Annotated in this window: 7 protein-coding genes; 1 reads left to right on the top strand and 6 read right to left on the bottom strand. The window is 73.7% G+C overall.

Translation table 11 applies throughout. From position 1 onward, the window contains the following. Positions 1-75: 75 nt before the first annotated feature. Positions 76-1449: an HNH endonuclease gene (locus tag JQN70_RS07715; protein WP_204130745.1), complete on the bottom strand. Its 1374-nt coding sequence runs from the start codon at positions 1447-1449 to the stop codon at positions 76-78. A 276-nt stretch (positions 1450-1725) separates the two neighbouring features. On the opposite strand from JQN70_RS07715, the gene JQN70_RS07710 reads away from it, so the two are divergent. Further along, positions 1726-2430 carry an Ltp family lipoprotein gene (locus tag JQN70_RS07710; RefSeq protein WP_204130744.1) on the top strand — a complete coding sequence of 235 codons (705 nt, stop codon included), beginning with the start codon at positions 1726-1728 and terminating at the stop codon, positions 2428-2430. Between the two features lie 99 nt (positions 2431-2529). On the opposite strand, the gene JQN70_RS07705 is transcribed toward JQN70_RS07710, so the two are convergent. The 5 genes from JQN70_RS07705 to JQN70_RS07685 form a co-directional block, all read right to left on the bottom strand. Further along, positions 2530-3612 carry a hypothetical protein gene (locus JQN70_RS07705; protein ID WP_204130743.1) on the bottom strand — a complete coding sequence of 361 codons (1083 nt, stop codon included), beginning with the start codon at positions 3610-3612 and terminating at the stop codon, positions 2530-2532. 319 nt (positions 3613-3931) lie between these two features. Beyond that, the gene (locus JQN70_RS07700) at positions 3932-4519 is read right to left on the bottom strand and encodes a hypothetical protein (RefSeq protein ID WP_204130742.1); all 588 of its coding nucleotides are present in this window, start codon (positions 4517-4519) and stop codon (positions 3932-3934) included. A gap of 204 nt (positions 4520-4723) precedes the next feature. Then, positions 4724-5707 carry a glycosyl hydrolase gene (locus JQN70_RS07695; protein ID WP_204130741.1) on the bottom strand — a complete coding sequence of 328 codons (984 nt, stop codon included), beginning with the start codon at positions 5705-5707 and terminating at the stop codon, positions 4724-4726. 205 nt (positions 5708-5912) lie between these two features. Continuing rightward, positions 5913-10877 (bottom strand): hypothetical protein, encoded by a 4965-nt coding sequence (locus JQN70_RS07690; protein WP_204130740.1) that lies wholly within the window; start codon positions 10875-10877, stop codon positions 5913-5915. Continuing rightward, the gene (locus JQN70_RS07685) at positions 10874-14788 is read right to left on the bottom strand and encodes a hypothetical protein (RefSeq protein ID WP_204130739.1); all 3915 of its coding nucleotides are present in this window, start codon (positions 14786-14788) and stop codon (positions 10874-10876) included. Before JQN70_RS07685 ends, JQN70_RS07690 begins: the two co-directional genes overlap by 4 nt. Between the last annotated feature and the right edge of the window lie 103 nt (positions 14789-14891).

Here is a 14891-nt window from a genome sequence, read left to right as displayed (position 1 = left end):
ACACCACCCCCATGTCCGGACCGGGACCGAGCGTTACAGGGTTCTTGAGCGGGTGTGTCGAGGGCCCGGCGATGGTCAGGCGGCGTGGAGCAGCGCCGCGAGGTGTCGTTCGAGGGGTGAGGCGGGGGTGAGGTCGTCGGGTGGCGGGTCGGTGCCCCAGCCGAGCAGGGGTGGGGCGAGCGACCGGTAGGTGTGGCCGGTGGGTGTGTGGAGCTCGACCTGGCGGGGTGAGCCGCGCACGACGGTGGCGGCCCAGCCGGGTGACTCCTTGGCGTGGTTGCAGCGGGCGCAGGTGCCTGAGCCGTTGAGGTAGCTGGTGGGGCCGCCGTCGCGGGCCGGGTGGGCGTGGTCGGCGTGGACGATGGGGGCGTCGCACCACGGGGTGGTGCAGGTGTCGTCGCGCAGCACGAGCATCCGGCGCAGCAGGCCGGTGAAGAGGCGGCGGCGGGCGTCCATCGCCACGAGGTCGCGCCCGTCGGGGCTGGTGTAGAGCCGTCGGAGCCAGACCGATGCCTCGCCGGCGCCGCGGACCCAGGCGCGGGCCACCGGTGCCGGGACCGGCCCGTGGCCGGGGATGCGCGCGGGTGCCAGGAGCGAGGCGGCGGGGTCGCCGGTGCCGAGGAGCGCGCGGTCGGTGATGACGAGCTGGACCTCGACGGGCTGGACCTGCCCGGGGGCCAGGCCGGCCATCGACCGCAGCGCGGTGTCGGCGGCGACGGCACCGAGGCCGCGACCGTCGGCCGGTTCGTCGTCACACTGCCCGCCGACGACGCTCTGGGCGCGAGTGCGCAGCGCGGCGTAGGCGCCGACGACGTCGCGCAGCGGCCCCAGCACGGTGAGCCAGGCCATCCCGTCCGGGGCCGGACGGACGGTGACGCGGCGGGAGGCGACCGCTGTCTCCATCCGGCGCACGACGGAGGCGGCGTCGAGCTCGGCGGCGACCCGGCGTGCGGCGCGCCCGGCGGCCTTGGGGGAGAGGCGGCCGATGACGGCGCCGACGCGCCGGTCGACCTCGGCGCGGTGCTCGAGGGTGAGGGTGGCGCTCTCGCGGGCGACCTCGACGGCGTGGCGCTCACCGATCGCGCCGTCGGTGAGGGCGGCCATGGTGGCGGGCAGCTCGTGGACCAGCGCGCGGGACAGCCCCACGAACCGGTCACCCAGGGTTGGGGACTCGCGCCGGGCCAGGGCGACCTGCGACCCGACCGAGCGGGCGGCGTCCTGCGGTGCGGTCTCCTCCCGGGAGACCCGGAAGGCCTCGGTGGCCCGCGCCTGCGCCGCGGTCGCAGCACCCTTGAGTCGCTCGAGCTCGCTGATCAGATCGACCCGCTCGGAGTCGGTGAGGCCCGCCACGTCGACCTCGGCCAGCGAGGACCGGAAGCCCGTGACCCGAGCGGCGGGCGAGCAGGGCGCGCCTGCGTCGACCCGCTCCCGCACCGTCGTCGTGGACATCGCCACTGCCTCCCTCTGCTGACCCCACTGTAGAGCCGACCACTGACAGGCCTGCGCCGGAAGGCATTGCGCGTCAGCCACACTCATCGGCAGTGCCTCTACCACCAGCACCTTCGACCGAAGGGCATCGGTCGTTCGGCCCTCCTTCGGTCCCGGACCTTGGCCCGCCTTGACCAGGCGCTTACGGTCGGGCTGCTCGCGTGTGGGGGATCACGTCGCGGGCGTCCGGGGGTGCCCTCTGTGCTTCCGGGACCTCTCACCCAAGGAGCACGATCGATGTCGAACACCCCCGCCGGTTGGTACCCGCAGCCCGACGGCCAGCAGCGCTACTGGGACGGCCAGACGTGGACGGAGCACTTCGCTCCCGGCGCGGGCCAGCAGCCGCAGGCCACCGCGCCCGCAAGCGCTGCCGTGGCGGCCGGCGCCGTCAGCACCACCCGCCCCTGGTTCAGGAAGAAGCGGGTCCTCATCCCCGCGGGCCTGGCGGGCTTCGTCATCCTCGGGTCCGCGCTGACTGCGGGTGGCGACCAGACACCGAGCCAGGAGTCCGCGCTCAAGAGCGCCACGACGAGCAGTGCGCAGCCGACTCCCGCCACCAAGGCGTCACCGGCGGCCGAGACGGTTGCTCCCTCGGCGACCGCGACGGTCAAGCCGGCCCCTGCCAAGCCGAAGGCCACGGCAGGCCAGGCGAACGCGCTCCGGAGTGCTGAGAACTACATCGACCTCAAGGGCTTCAGCAAGAAGGGCCTGATCCAGCAGCTCTCGTCGGAGTACGGGGACGGCTTCAAGAAGGCCGACGCCACCTGGGCGGTCGAGCACCTCGACGTCAACTGGAACGAGCAGGCCGTCCGAGCGGCGCAGAGCTATCTCGAGCTCAAGGGCTTCTCGCGAAACGGTCTCATCGAGCAGCTCAGCAGCGAGTACGGCGACCAGTTCACGGTCAAGCAGGCGACGTACGCGGCACAGAAGGTTGGGCTCTGACCGACCTCATGGAGGAGCCCCGGTCGGCGGTTGCCGACCGGGGCCTCGCTTCCTCCCGAGTCGCCGGTCAGCCGCGACCGACGAGGGTGAGGACGCGGGTCAACGTCGTGGGTCGATGACGTCGGCGACGGCCTTGTCCACGAGGTCCGCAGCGGCTTCGAGGTCATCGGCCTCACCGCCGGCGAAGACGAGGTGTGGCCCGACGGCGAAGACCTCGGTGACCTGGGAGGTCCCGGTCCGCTTCTTCGCCGCGCCGAAGAAGCTCGGGAACCGCACGCCGCCATCGCCCGTCGAGGTGACCTCCGGGGGCAGGCGGGTGACGCGGTACTCGGGGGTGTTCACCGTCGCCTCGTACAAGACGTACTCGCCGGTGCACGTGGCGACGAGGGCGCGGTAGCGAGCCAGCTCGCGCTGCGCTGCCGCGGCGTCCTCGAACGGTTGCACGAGTACCTGCGCCGGCACCGACCCCATCTCGCCGGTCTCGAGCTTGGTCGCGACGACGCCGAACCTCGGCGGCTCGGGTTCGAGGCCGACGCACGGGGTCACGACGGGCAACCAGTTCGCCTGCACTGGTTGGTCCTTGGCCGGTCGGAGGCGAGCCGCCAGGGCAGCCGCCGAGGCGATCGACCCCCGGTCGGTGGCGTCGCCGCGGATGACGGCGACCGACTCGCGAGCCCGGGTGGTGCATCCGGTGGCCACCTCCGACGACTTCGCGACCGACGTACCCTCCGCCACGCAGAGCACCGCGAGGCCGTCGACCACCTCGGCCACGTACACCCGGTGAACGGTGCGCGGCTTCTTCTCCTGCTGGTGGGTCATGGGCAGCACGACCACCTCGACGCCGTCCTCGTCAAGGATCGTGGCGGGTGACGGCACCTCGTCGTCGGCTGCGTCCGTGCACGACGCCAGCCCGTGGACCGCGGCAACCGCCCTCTCGCGTGCGCCCTTCGGGATCGCAGCCACGACGGAGCGCAGGCGTTCGACGTCGCGGGTGATGGGGGAGTCCTCGGTCCGCTCGTCGCCGGCGACGACGTAGATGCCGTCGGTGAGTCCCGGTACCTCCAGCTCGTCGTCGCCGCAGATCGTCACGCGGTTGACCGTGCCGGTGGAGGCGCCCGTCCAGTCCTTGCGGAGGGCAGGCACCGCGGCCAGGGCCGTCTGGAACGCGTCGGCGTGCGACATGACGACCGGTGCACGCGTGGGGGTCGGGGTCGGGGACGCCGAGCCGTCCCGTCCGGCAGCGCCGTCCCCTCCGCTCGCGCATCCAGCCGCGACCAGCACCGACATCAGCGCCGCGAATGACCCGTGACCTCGCATGTCCACCCCTCCCCGTCCGGGCGCCCCTCGCCCGGAGCACCAGCCTGCCCGACCGGGGCGGCCGGCGCGCCCCGGCATCCTCGCCCTGTGGACAACCCGCCGGCACCGGCACGAAGGAGCCCCGGTCGGCGGGTGCCGACCGGGGCCTCTGTCCTGAGATCCTGCGTGCAGGGGTTCGCAGGGGTCAGGCAGTCGCGGGGATCTTCTCGAGGGCCGGGGCCTCGACCGGGGTGACGCGCCGGGCGTGGGCCAGGCCGAGGGCGCCGAGGACGAACATCACGGCGGAGCCGACGAAGGCCGCGATCGCCGCCCACATCGCGATCGCGCCGATGGTGCCGAAGGCGTAGGCGTTGAGCAGCATGCCGCGCAGCGTGGTGCCCATGAACAGCGTCTGGCGGAGCTGGCCGAGGTCCTGCGTGGCCTGCGCGGTGGGGTCGGTCTTGAGGGCGGCCATGTACTCGCCGGAGACCTGCGAGTAGGTCTTGCCCTCGGCCGACTCGTCCATGTGGGCCTGGATGTAGTAGTCGGCGTAGGCCTTGGCCTGGTCGCCCGTGGTCATCGGCTGGCCGGCGTACTGCGTGAGGTGGGCCTTCATGTCGGGCGTGGTGAGCGCCGCGGCCGCCGGCATCGTGATCTGCTGCGCCGCGAGCTGGTCGTGGACGGTGGAGGTGGCGAACGTCGAGGCCCAGGTGAGCAGGGCACCGGCGACGAGGAGGACGGCGGCGACGATGAGGCCGGTCCAGGAGATGAGCTTGTCGAATGAGCTGCGCATTGGTCTCGTGTCCTTCCGCGGGCCGGGAGGTGGTCGGCCCGGTTGCTGGCGTGGTGGTCTGACGAGGACAAACTACTACGACGCGTAGTACGACTGGTAGTAGTAGAACGCTCAACGACGTATGACCTGCACCACAACCCCCGACGACGGACCGGCCCACGAGGACGACGAGGTCCTCGTGGGCCGGTGCGCTGACCGAGCCGGCTACTGCACGGTCCAGGTGTCCTTGACGATCGCCGTGTACGACGCGTACTCCGCGGGGGTGTTGAGCCACCACACGCAGTCGGCGTTGTCCGGGTTGGTCGGGGGACGGTTGAAGTAGTACGACGCGACGAAGTACGAGCTGTTCGACTTCAGCCACGCGTACCCGTTGGTGAGCCAGGCGGCCCGACCGGGCGAGGAGGTGGCGGCGAACTCCGGCAGGGATGCCTTCTTGCCGTGTGCCTTGGCGAAGGCGAGGATGCCGCCCGCGATCGTGCTCAGCGGCACGTCCTTGCCCTGGCCCGGGAGCCCGCAGGTGTTCCAGTTGTACGCGTCTCCGCCGACGACGTCGACGTAGGCGTCGCCGGGGTACCACGTCGCCGCCGAGCCCGCGGACGCCGGGTCGACCCGGAAGGCCCAGGCCGTCGCCTGGAAGACCCACGTGACGTTGGTGACGCCCTGCTGGCGGAAGATGCTCACCACGTGCTGGTAGGCGGCGCGGTACTCGGCCGCGGTGCCGAGGCCGGCCTTCTTGACGACCTCGGGCTCGTGCCCGAACGAGAGGAGGATGCGGTCCGGACGGGCCTTGATGGTCTGCGCCCAGCGCACGATGTTGGTGTACATCGGGGTTCCGGGCACGGCGTCGGTGACGCTGGTCCACGGGATGCCGGAGGCGTTGACCGTGATCATCCGGCCGGTGGGCACCGAGCCCTGGAAGTTGCCGTAGCTGTGTCGGCTGACGGTCTCCCCGGACACGGCGGAGAGGGCGTCGACGTCGCCGGCCGCCCCGAAGTAGATGGTGTTCCGCGTCGACACCGCCTTGCGCACCACGGTGCCGGTCACCGAGGTGACGCGGATGGAGGAGGAGGGGTCGGGCACGGGTCGGGCGGCGGCGCTTCCGGCCGTCGCGAGACCGAGCGAGGTGACGAGAGCGAGCACGCCGAGGGACTGGGTCGCACGGCGGCACGGGGACATGGAGATGCCCATGGCTGACTTCTTTCACGGCGCCACCGCGCCTACGACTCCCCAGCACGCCAGTCACGGTGATCGCGCACGGCGCCACGGTTGCAGGGGGGCGCGATCCGATTCCGAAGTTACGCGCGGGCTCCGGTGCGCACGACCGAATCCGGATCAACTGGCCGTTCGGCCGAGGTGACGTCCACCACCTGTACCAGAAGCGGCGCGAACGACCTCAGAGGTAGACGTCGTCGGCGTAGACGAGCCGCTTCTCCCACACCGGTCCCTCGCCGAAGCGCGCCATCTCCGCGCGGGGCGGCGGGTCGCCGGGGAAGCGCTCCCACTCCTCGACCCGGACGCGCCACCGCGAGCCGGCCGGTGCCCCGTCGGCGCTCACGCCACCGACCGGTGTGCGGACGTCCATCACCGCGTCCGCCTCGAGCTCGCCGACCCACACGAGGTCCTCGACCCGGCTCGCGTACCCACGGGGGACGAGCTCGACCGTGTCGACGCTCGACCACGCGAGGTCGCCGCCGACCTTCGGCACGTACCGCTGCAGGCGAGCGACGAGGGTCCGGTTGCGCGACACCGAGACCGCGTACTGGCGTGACGCCGACTCGCGGTGCCCAGCCAGACCGGAGACGACGACCCGGGCGTGCGTGGAGTCGGTGCGGGCCACCGACACCGTGCGCTCCGGCGCCAGCTGCACCTGGTCGAGCCGCACCGGCGTCGACAGGTGGGCGCCGGCCACCGAGTCCGGCTGGTAGCGCGAGACGGCCAGTCGCACGAACGGCCAGAACGTCGCCCGCGCGTCGAACGCGACGTCGACGTACCACTGGTGCCGGTCGTGCGAGTACTGCGGACGGTACGCCGCGACGACCACGGGCACCGTGGCCGGCGGGCTCGCAAAACCCTTGGGCTCCAACGGGAGCGGCAGGGTGACCGGCGCGTGCACCGGTCGGGCGGCCTCGACCCGGTCGTCCCACCCGAGCACCGACAGCGCGTCGTCGAGCTCGGCCAGCGTCACCGGTCGCTTCGGCACCCCGGGCGCCGTCCAGATCGGGTCCGCCCCCCACTGGCTCACGAACGGGAAGCCGCCGGCCGGGTCGGCCTCGGGGTCGCTCGGGGCCGGGAGGGGGTACGGCGCCTTCTCGTCGTCACCGCCGACCGCCAGCAGCACCGCGAGCAGCTCGTCGTCGCCGCTGGAGTTCCAGGGCCGCTCGAGGTAGATGCGCACGCCCGGCCGCCGCACCCGGCGACGACCGAACGGCTGCTCCGGCTCCTCGGTCTCCTCCCACCGGAACAGCGGCAGGACCGAGTGCACGGCCGGCGGGTCGGGGCGCACCGTCGACGGCATGGACACGACGAGCTCGGCGCTCACCGTGCTCTGACCGTCGTCGAGCGGGTCGGCCGGGTCGCCGGCGAGGAGGGCCGCCGGGAAGTACTCGCGGAACCGGGTCGAGGCCCGGAACCGGTACCGCACGACGTGGTGCCTGGTGTCCGGCAGCGGATGGACGGTGCTGCGCAGCACGACGCCCTCGAACCCCGGGAACGGGAGCGTCTGGTCGGCCAGCCAGAGCGGCACGATGCGGTCCTCCGGCCGGACAGCGACCTCGAAACCCGCTGCGGTGGAGGAACGTTCGACCGGCGCGTCGAGTGTGACGTCGTCGACGAGGTCGGTCCAGGCGAGGGAGGTCGTCAGCTTCTCGGTGCTCGGGCCGTGCACCTCGACCCCGCCGACGAGCGAGGCCAGCACGGACCCAGCCGCCCGGAACGGCGCGACGACGGTGGGGCGCGGTGCGGTGACCGGACGCGGCACCGCGTGCACGAGCCGCACGTCCTCGCCGGGCGTCAGCGCCCAGAGCAGGCCGTCGGATGCCGCCTCGCGCACGTCCGGGTTGCCGGTCAGTGCGTCGTCGAGGCTGCGCCAGACGCCCATCCACGGCAGGCGGTCGGCCGGGAGGGTGCTCGCGAGCCGGAAGGTCTGCACGTCGCCGGCCGGCAGCTGCACGTCGAGCGCCCGCCCGTCGATGGAGGCCCCGAGCTGCGGGGCGCCGGACAGGGTGAGCAGGAACGGCTCGCGCTCGGGCCACTCGCCGGGGTACCCGGCGGTGACCTGCTCGGCGCCCCACGGGAACACCACGTGCCGCCCGGACCCGGCCTGCGTGAAGGCCAGCGAGACACCGGAGGCCAGCGGGTCCGGCAGGTACGGCAGGTCGAGGTCCTCGGTGGCGTGCACGACGTACTGGCCCGGTGCGGGGGCGTCGCCGGGCTGGAGCACCAGCTCGTCCGGGACCGTGGGCGCGGCCGGGGGCAGCACCTTGAGCGGGCGCTGCGGGTCGTGCGGGTTGTAGTGGTCGGTGCCGACCGGCTCGGGCAGCAGGTGCACGCCCTCCTGGGTCGACGGGGCTCCGGTGGGGTCGGTGGGGTGCGGGACCTCGCGGTCGTACCAGGTGCCGCCCTCGCGCAGCGCCCAGGCGAGCATCCGGCGCCGGGCCGCGGGCGTCCCCTCGTCGATGCCGGCGTCGAAGGCGCCGTGCAGCTCGGCCTGCACCTGGCTGGTCTTCGGCGGGGCGAGGTGCCGCCGCGCGCTCCCGGCGTACAGCGGGGCGGTGCCGGCCACGGACGCGGCGTACTCATCCGGAGGCTGCACGGTCACCTCGAGGGTGTCGGGGTCCTGGCCGACGCCGGAGCGCACGACGACGACCCGCAGCGACTCGCCCTCGGTGAACTGCGCGAGGGGCACGACGACCGGCGGCGGGACGGGGTCCCACCGGAGGAACGGGCGGGCCGCCGTGGCGGTCGAGACGCCCAGGCGCACACCGGGGACGGTGAGCCCCGGCGCCCCGACGCCGAGGACGTCCGCGAGGTGGCCGGCGAACAGGTCGCGGTTGACGAGCAGGTCGTCGCTGACGGTGCTGCGCGCCACCGCACCGGCGGCCGCGGCCTGCCGGAAGGCGGCCCCCACCGCGGCGGTCCGGGAGACCATCCCGGCCGGGGGCGGGGGAGGCTCGGCGAGCAGCCGACGGGTCGCCACACCGCGGATGCCGATGTCCCGCAGCGGGGCTGCGTCGGACTCGGCCGCGGCGACGGCCTCGGCCGCGGCGACGGCCTCGGCCGCCGGACGTCCCAGCGCGGCGCCCGCCACGACGGTCCGCAGCAGCGTGGGGGAGGCGGCGTCGAGGAGCAGCTCGTCGGCCGCCGGTGCGCGCGTGGCGCCACCGGCCACGACCTCCCCGACGACCGAGGCCTCGGGGTCCTCCGGGAGCAGCGCCCGCAGGTCGGCCAGCCCTGTGGCGGAGGCGGGCTCGACCGCGGTGGCCAGCGTCGCGGTCAGCCGCGGGAGGTCGGCACCCCCGGCGGCCTTGAGGCGGCGCGACAGGGCGGTGTCGGAGAGCGGCGACATGCGGGCCACGGCGTCGGCCACCTCGACGAGGGCCGGCGGCCGCGGGCCGACGTGGTGCGGGCGCACGTTGCCGCCGAGGTCGACGCCCCACGCGCGGAAGGCGTAGTCGCGGCCGTACCGCAGCCGGGGAAGGGTGCCCGGTGCGTACTCGTGGGTGAAGGCGAAGGGGTGCGGCTCCTTCCCGGTGGGGTCGGTGGAGGTCGGCTCGGCCGTCTCCTCGATGTGGGTGCCGCCGCCGGGCGCGTCCGAGTACACGGGCGTGACCCGCTTGCCGGGCCGGGGCACCGACAGGCTCCAGCCCTCCCAGCCGAACATCGCCTCGTGGACGTGCACGGCCCCGCCCTCGACGCCGCGAGTCTCGGTCGCGCTCGTCCCCTGGATGAACCCCTCCCCGGGGTCGTCGCGGTACACCTCCTCGCCCGACACGAGGAGCGTCGAGCGTCGGGAGTGCAACGAGTGCCACACCCGGGAGACGCTGTCCCACACCTCGACCCGCATGCCACGCGTGACGTCCTGGGTGTGCAGCAGCGGCATGTCCTGCGGCGGCGTCGGAGCCTCGAGCGCGGACTGGTAGCCCTCCTGCCGATCGAGCTGGTCCTGGCTGCGCCCGGCCTGCTGGCGCCGGGTCAGCGTGAAGCCGGTGGCCCGCAGCGCCGGCGACGCGGCATCCACCGGCATCTCCTGCAGCTGGGTGAGCGCCAGCCGCGGGATGGTCGTGAGGAAACGCTCGGCCTTGATGGCGGAGCCGTCCGGGTCGACGTCGACCACGTCGAAGACGTCGGTGTCGCCGAGGACCAGCGCACCGTCGGACCAGATGGCCGGGTCGTCGGGGTTGGGCTGCGACACGAAGGAGCCGTCGCGCAGGGCCCGCACGGCGAGCCGGGGTGAGCGGCAGGCTTCCTCGCCTCCACGCGTCCGGGCGACCGCCGCGAGCCACCGGCTGCGACGGAGGCGCACAGGATCCGAGCGCACCGGCAGCAGCAGCCCGAGCCGGCGGAGGAACGCCGGGTGGTCGCCGGCCGAGCCCACGCGCTCGTGGAACTCGGGCGTCGGCGGCTCCAGCGGCTCGACCTTGGCGGGCGGGTCGGCCAGCACCTGGTGCTCGGCCTGGCTCTCGGGGCGCTCGTAGAACCGGCGCGCGTAGTGCAGCGCCTCGAGGACCGTGCCGACCGAGTCGGCGGGGTCGGTGGGCATCGAGCCGGCGGCCGGGGTCGTCCACGCCCCGCGTGGCCCACGCCGCATCCGCTCGTCGAGGTAGTCGGTGAGCTTCGACTCGTCGTAGGTCGGCCAGCGCCTGCCGCGGTCGCCGTGCGTCCCGCGGCCGCCGTAGGTGATGGCGTGCGCCTCGTTGGCCATCCCCACGACGCCCTGGAGCAGCGGGTGGGCGCTCGGGGGGACCGGCGTCACGGGGTCGGCGGCGAGCGTCGACAGGTGGACGGCCTTGGCGATGTCGGCGCAGTCCTTCGCGGCGAAGGTGCGCCAGTCGCGAGCCTGCCACTCGGGCACGTGGTTGGCCCGCACCGGGACGTCGTCGCCGAACGCCCTCTCCCACAGCGTGAGGTCGACGCCGGAGAGGTCGACGGAAGCCGCGAACTCGCCGGACTGGTCGACGAGGGTGACCTCGACGCCTGCCGCGAGGACCCCGGCCCAGTCGCGGAACAGGTCGAACTCGCCGAGGACGGCGTCCGCGTGGTCGGGTCGCAGGGTGGGTGCGACGAAGACGGTAACGTGGGCTGGGGCGTCGTCGGCGACGGACACCGGCAGCGCGACGGCGGTGAACCACTCGGCGTTCATGCCGGGACCTCCTCGGTGGCGAAGGCGAGCAGGTAGTCGTCCCAGGCGGGCGCACTGCCGTCGTCCTCCATGACGACCTCCCTTAGGCTCGGGTCGCCGTTGGAGCCGGCCAGCTGGCGTTCGGCCTCGATGCTCACGCTCGCCGAGAAGCAGAGGACCTCGACCTCGACGGTGATCCGCGCGCGGCCGATCATCTTCCCCGTGTCGAAGCTGTAGACGAGCTCCATGTAGAGCTCGATCGACGCGGAGATCAGACCGAGCACGTCGACCTCGCCCCGCAGCCGGAAGTAGCCTGTGAGAGAACCCTTCTCGCCCTCGAGCCGGATGTAGATGCCGATGGCCGCGGAGATCGACCCGGACGCCACGCCGAAGTCGACGGCGAGGTAGGCGCCGGCCTCCAGCCCGAGCTCGAGCACCTCGAGACCCTTGGGGGAGAGGCGGATGAGGAACCATCCACCCCCGCCGAGGAAGACGACGGACAGCACGAACGGACGCTCGCGGGTGCAGAAGTTGAACCCGAAGCTGATCGTCTCGCCGAGGAACGGCACCTTGACGTCGGCCCCGAGCGACATGTTCGACAGGTTGAAGACGCCGACGGCGAGGTTCGGGAGGGTCAGTGAGAAGCCCGCGGTCAGCCCGGCCGGCGTGACCTCGACGCTCGGCGGGTCGGAGAAGCCGTCGAGCGGGATGAGGTCCTTGATGGTCTCGACGAAGGACAGGAAGCCGCCGAAGACGATGTCGCCCATGACGACGTCGACCTCGGCCTTGCCCGACGTCCCGCCGTGGAAGGCCAACCGCTCGAACGGGATCGTCACGAGCGGCTCGGACGCGAAGAGGATGAGCGAGAAGTTCCGCAGCTCGGCGAGCACCTCGACGCTCGGCGGCCCGGAGGCCCGCAGCGTGCCGGCGAGGGCGATGACGAGCGAGTCCTCCTCGAGCTTGACGAGCGGGGCGCTGCCCTTCGGCCACGACGACAGCTTCGGACCCCACTCGTAGCGGAAGCTGATCTCCTTGCGCTCGGGGTCGATGCCCTGGAGCACGGCGAGGACGTCGCCGAGCAGGTCGGCCGACGCGGCGAGGCGGTCGAGGGCGTCGGCGGCCTGGGTGAGCCGGTTGCGGGCGAAGAGCGGCAGCGGCGCGCGGACGAGGGCGCGGGCCGCGCCTGAGGCGGTGGTCAGCCGGTCCTTCAGGCCGTTCGGGGCCGCGAGGGCGGCGTCGACGTCACCGGACCCGAGACCGGCGAGGGCCGCGGGCAGCCCACCGACGAAGGCCAGGAGGTCGGCGAAGGCGGTCGCGAGGTCCTCGGCGTCGTCGAGCAGCGCCTGCGCGTCGGCGAGGGCCGCACCGCCGGCCGCTTGTACTCGGTCGCGCACTGCCGCAGCCTGGTTCGCGGCGTCCTGTGCCGTGGCGACGGCCCGCTGGACCTCGCTCTCGATGGCCGAGAACGTGTCGAGGGCCTCGGTAACCAGGGCCGGTGCCTCGGCGAGCGGCCCGTCGTCGGGCAGCAGGTCGAGCAGCTCGACGAGCCCGAAGAGCTTCGGCAGGGCGTCGCCGAGGAAGGCGGCAGGGTCGAACGACCCGCTCGCCACCGACGCGAGGTCGCCCACGGGGCCGCGGCTCTGCGAGAGGCCGGCGACGGTGAGGTTCGGCTGGACGAAGCCGCCCGCCTGGTCGGACCCGACGTCCCCGGGGTTCCCGCCGAACCCGATGCGCGGCAGGTCCTGGGGGACGTCGCGCGCGGTCGTCGCGCCGGTGGTGCCGAGGTCGTCCTCGTACTCCGCGGCGGTGTCCATCCCGGGCAGCAGCGTCGAGGCCCACACCCGCCCGGCGTTGCCCGGCGTGAACCCCTTGGCGCGGTACTCGGGGAAGTACGTGACGCGGGTGGCGCCCGTGCCGGCGACGGCCTGCGCCGCGGGCAGGACGACGTCGGCGGTCGACATCCGGGGCGTGCTACCACCCTGGCGGGCCGCGCCGAGCATCCGGAGGGAGCGGGTCTCGAGTCGCGAGTCGCCCTCCTCACCGGCCGGGGCGAAGGCGACGTGCTGACCACCGAGGTCGATGACGCGGCGCGAGTCCTCGCGGTAGCCCTTCTCGAGGGCCTTGAGGTCGGCGGAGGCCTTGACGTGCTCGGCGACCCAGACGAGCGGGACGGGGACGGTGCCGGGGCGGCCGTCGCGGTCGACGGTGTCGACCTTCCAGACGAAGGTCTGGCCGCCGACACGCGGCCAGAACGCCTGCGAGGAGGTGAGACCGGGGACCGGGTCGTCGCCGGGCGGGTCGAGCGCCGGCGTGGCGCCGGGGGAGAGCCGCGAGCTCGTGAACGGGAACCCGAACACCGGCGTGTGGTCACGGTGGGGGTCGATGACGACGAGGAACTGGCGCTGGACGAGGCCGGCGCGCGGGTCGTCCTGGGGCCGGATGCTGCGCTGCGTCAGCTTGACCCGCACGGTCGGCTGGCCGAGCGGGAAGAGGTAGCCGGGGTAGACGACCCGCACGTACTGGTCGCGGCCGGCCGTCGCGATGTGGTCCCACGCGAGGACCGAGGCGATGCCCTCGACCGAGTAGGGCTTGGTGTCCCAGTGGCCGTGCAGGTCGAGCCACGCGCCGAGGGCGGTGAGCCACAGCTTGTCCGCGCCGACCGGGACCGGGTCGATGCGCGAGCGGCCCGCGCCCGGCCAGACCTCCGCGGTCTGGCGGACGAGGCGGTGGCGGTCGGCCTGGTCGAGCGACCCGAGGAACGGCCGGGTCGGGGTGACCGTGCTCGAGATGGTGTCGGGGCCGAGCGGCTTGGTGTCGGCGTCGTCGGCGAACGGGTCGCGCCACACCGAGGTCGGGTGGTCGTCGCGGTCGCGGGCCCAGACGGCGCGGACGACCCGGGACTCCCTGTCCTGCGGGCGTCCCGGGCGCAGGAGGTCCTCGGGCGTGCGGTGGCCGGTGTCGAGCCGGGTGTGCCAGAGCTCGACGTTGCCGGGGGCGTCCTCGGCCGGCACCGGCTCGGCGGCGTGCACCCAGTGGCCCTCGCTCGTCGGGGAGACCTGCAGCCGGAAGGGCGCCTCGATGGCGGTCTCGTCGCCGGTCGCCCGGCGGCTGTAGGTGCCCCGTCGGAAGACGGTGCCGAGGTCCCGGCGGCCGACGAGGCCGACGAGCCGGCCGTCGACCGCGGCGATGTCGATCCCCCGCCCCAGGCGGACGGAGTGGGTGCGGGCGTAGTCGGAGACGAGCCGCTCGTTGGCTGCGAGCGCGGCCAGGCCCCGCACGGTGCCGGCGTCGGGGACGACGGTGCCGGCGCTGCCGCGGCGGGTGATGAGGACGTCGTCGCCCCTGAGGACCGCGAAGAGGCCATTGAGCAGCGGGACCTCGAGGAACGGGTCGAGGAAGACCTTGCCGGAGGGCAGCTGGTAGGGCGGGGGGCGCTTGCCCGGCGCGGCTCCACGGGGGTGCAGGACGGCCTCGAGCCAGGGGAGGGCGCCGAGGATGCCGGCGCTCGTCCAGTCGATGCGTCCGCCCTCGGGGAGCGCGAAGACGAGGCGGCTGCCGCGGGCCGGCCGGTACTGCGCCGGCTCGTGGGCCGGCAGGACGACCTGCGGGACGGGCTCGGTCGACGTCTCGTCGGGGTGCATCGGGTCGACCTGGGGCGCGGAGGCCGCCTCGTAGGACGCCTCCTCGTGACCGTGCTGGAAGGGGAGGTCGACGACGAGGGTGGCGGCCGGTCTGGCGACGAGCACGGAGTGGGCGCCCTTGGCCCGGGGGTTCTTCGGCGGCTCGAGCGTGGCGCCGCGGACGGTGACGGTGAGGGCGACGAGGTCGCCGGGGCGGATGACGTCGACGACGAGGTCGTCCTCGCCGGCGCGGTGGTCGTAGGGGTGCAGCTTGCCGGCGTCGGGGAGGCCCGGGACGCTCCGATCGCTCATCGGTGGCTCCGTGTCCGCGATCCGGCATCGGGGTCACCGGCCGGATCGCGGAGCCGACGACCTGTACCCGAGGAGCCCGGACGGCGCCGGGTGATTCGCCGGC

It is taken from the genome of Phycicoccus sonneratiae (assembly GCF_016887965.1).
Taxonomy (GTDB): domain Bacteria; phylum Actinomycetota; class Actinomycetes; order Actinomycetales; family Dermatophilaceae; genus Phycicoccus; species Phycicoccus sonneratiae.
Note: the sequence above shows the minus strand (reverse complement) of the source record. Positions and strands in the feature narration are given on the sequence as shown.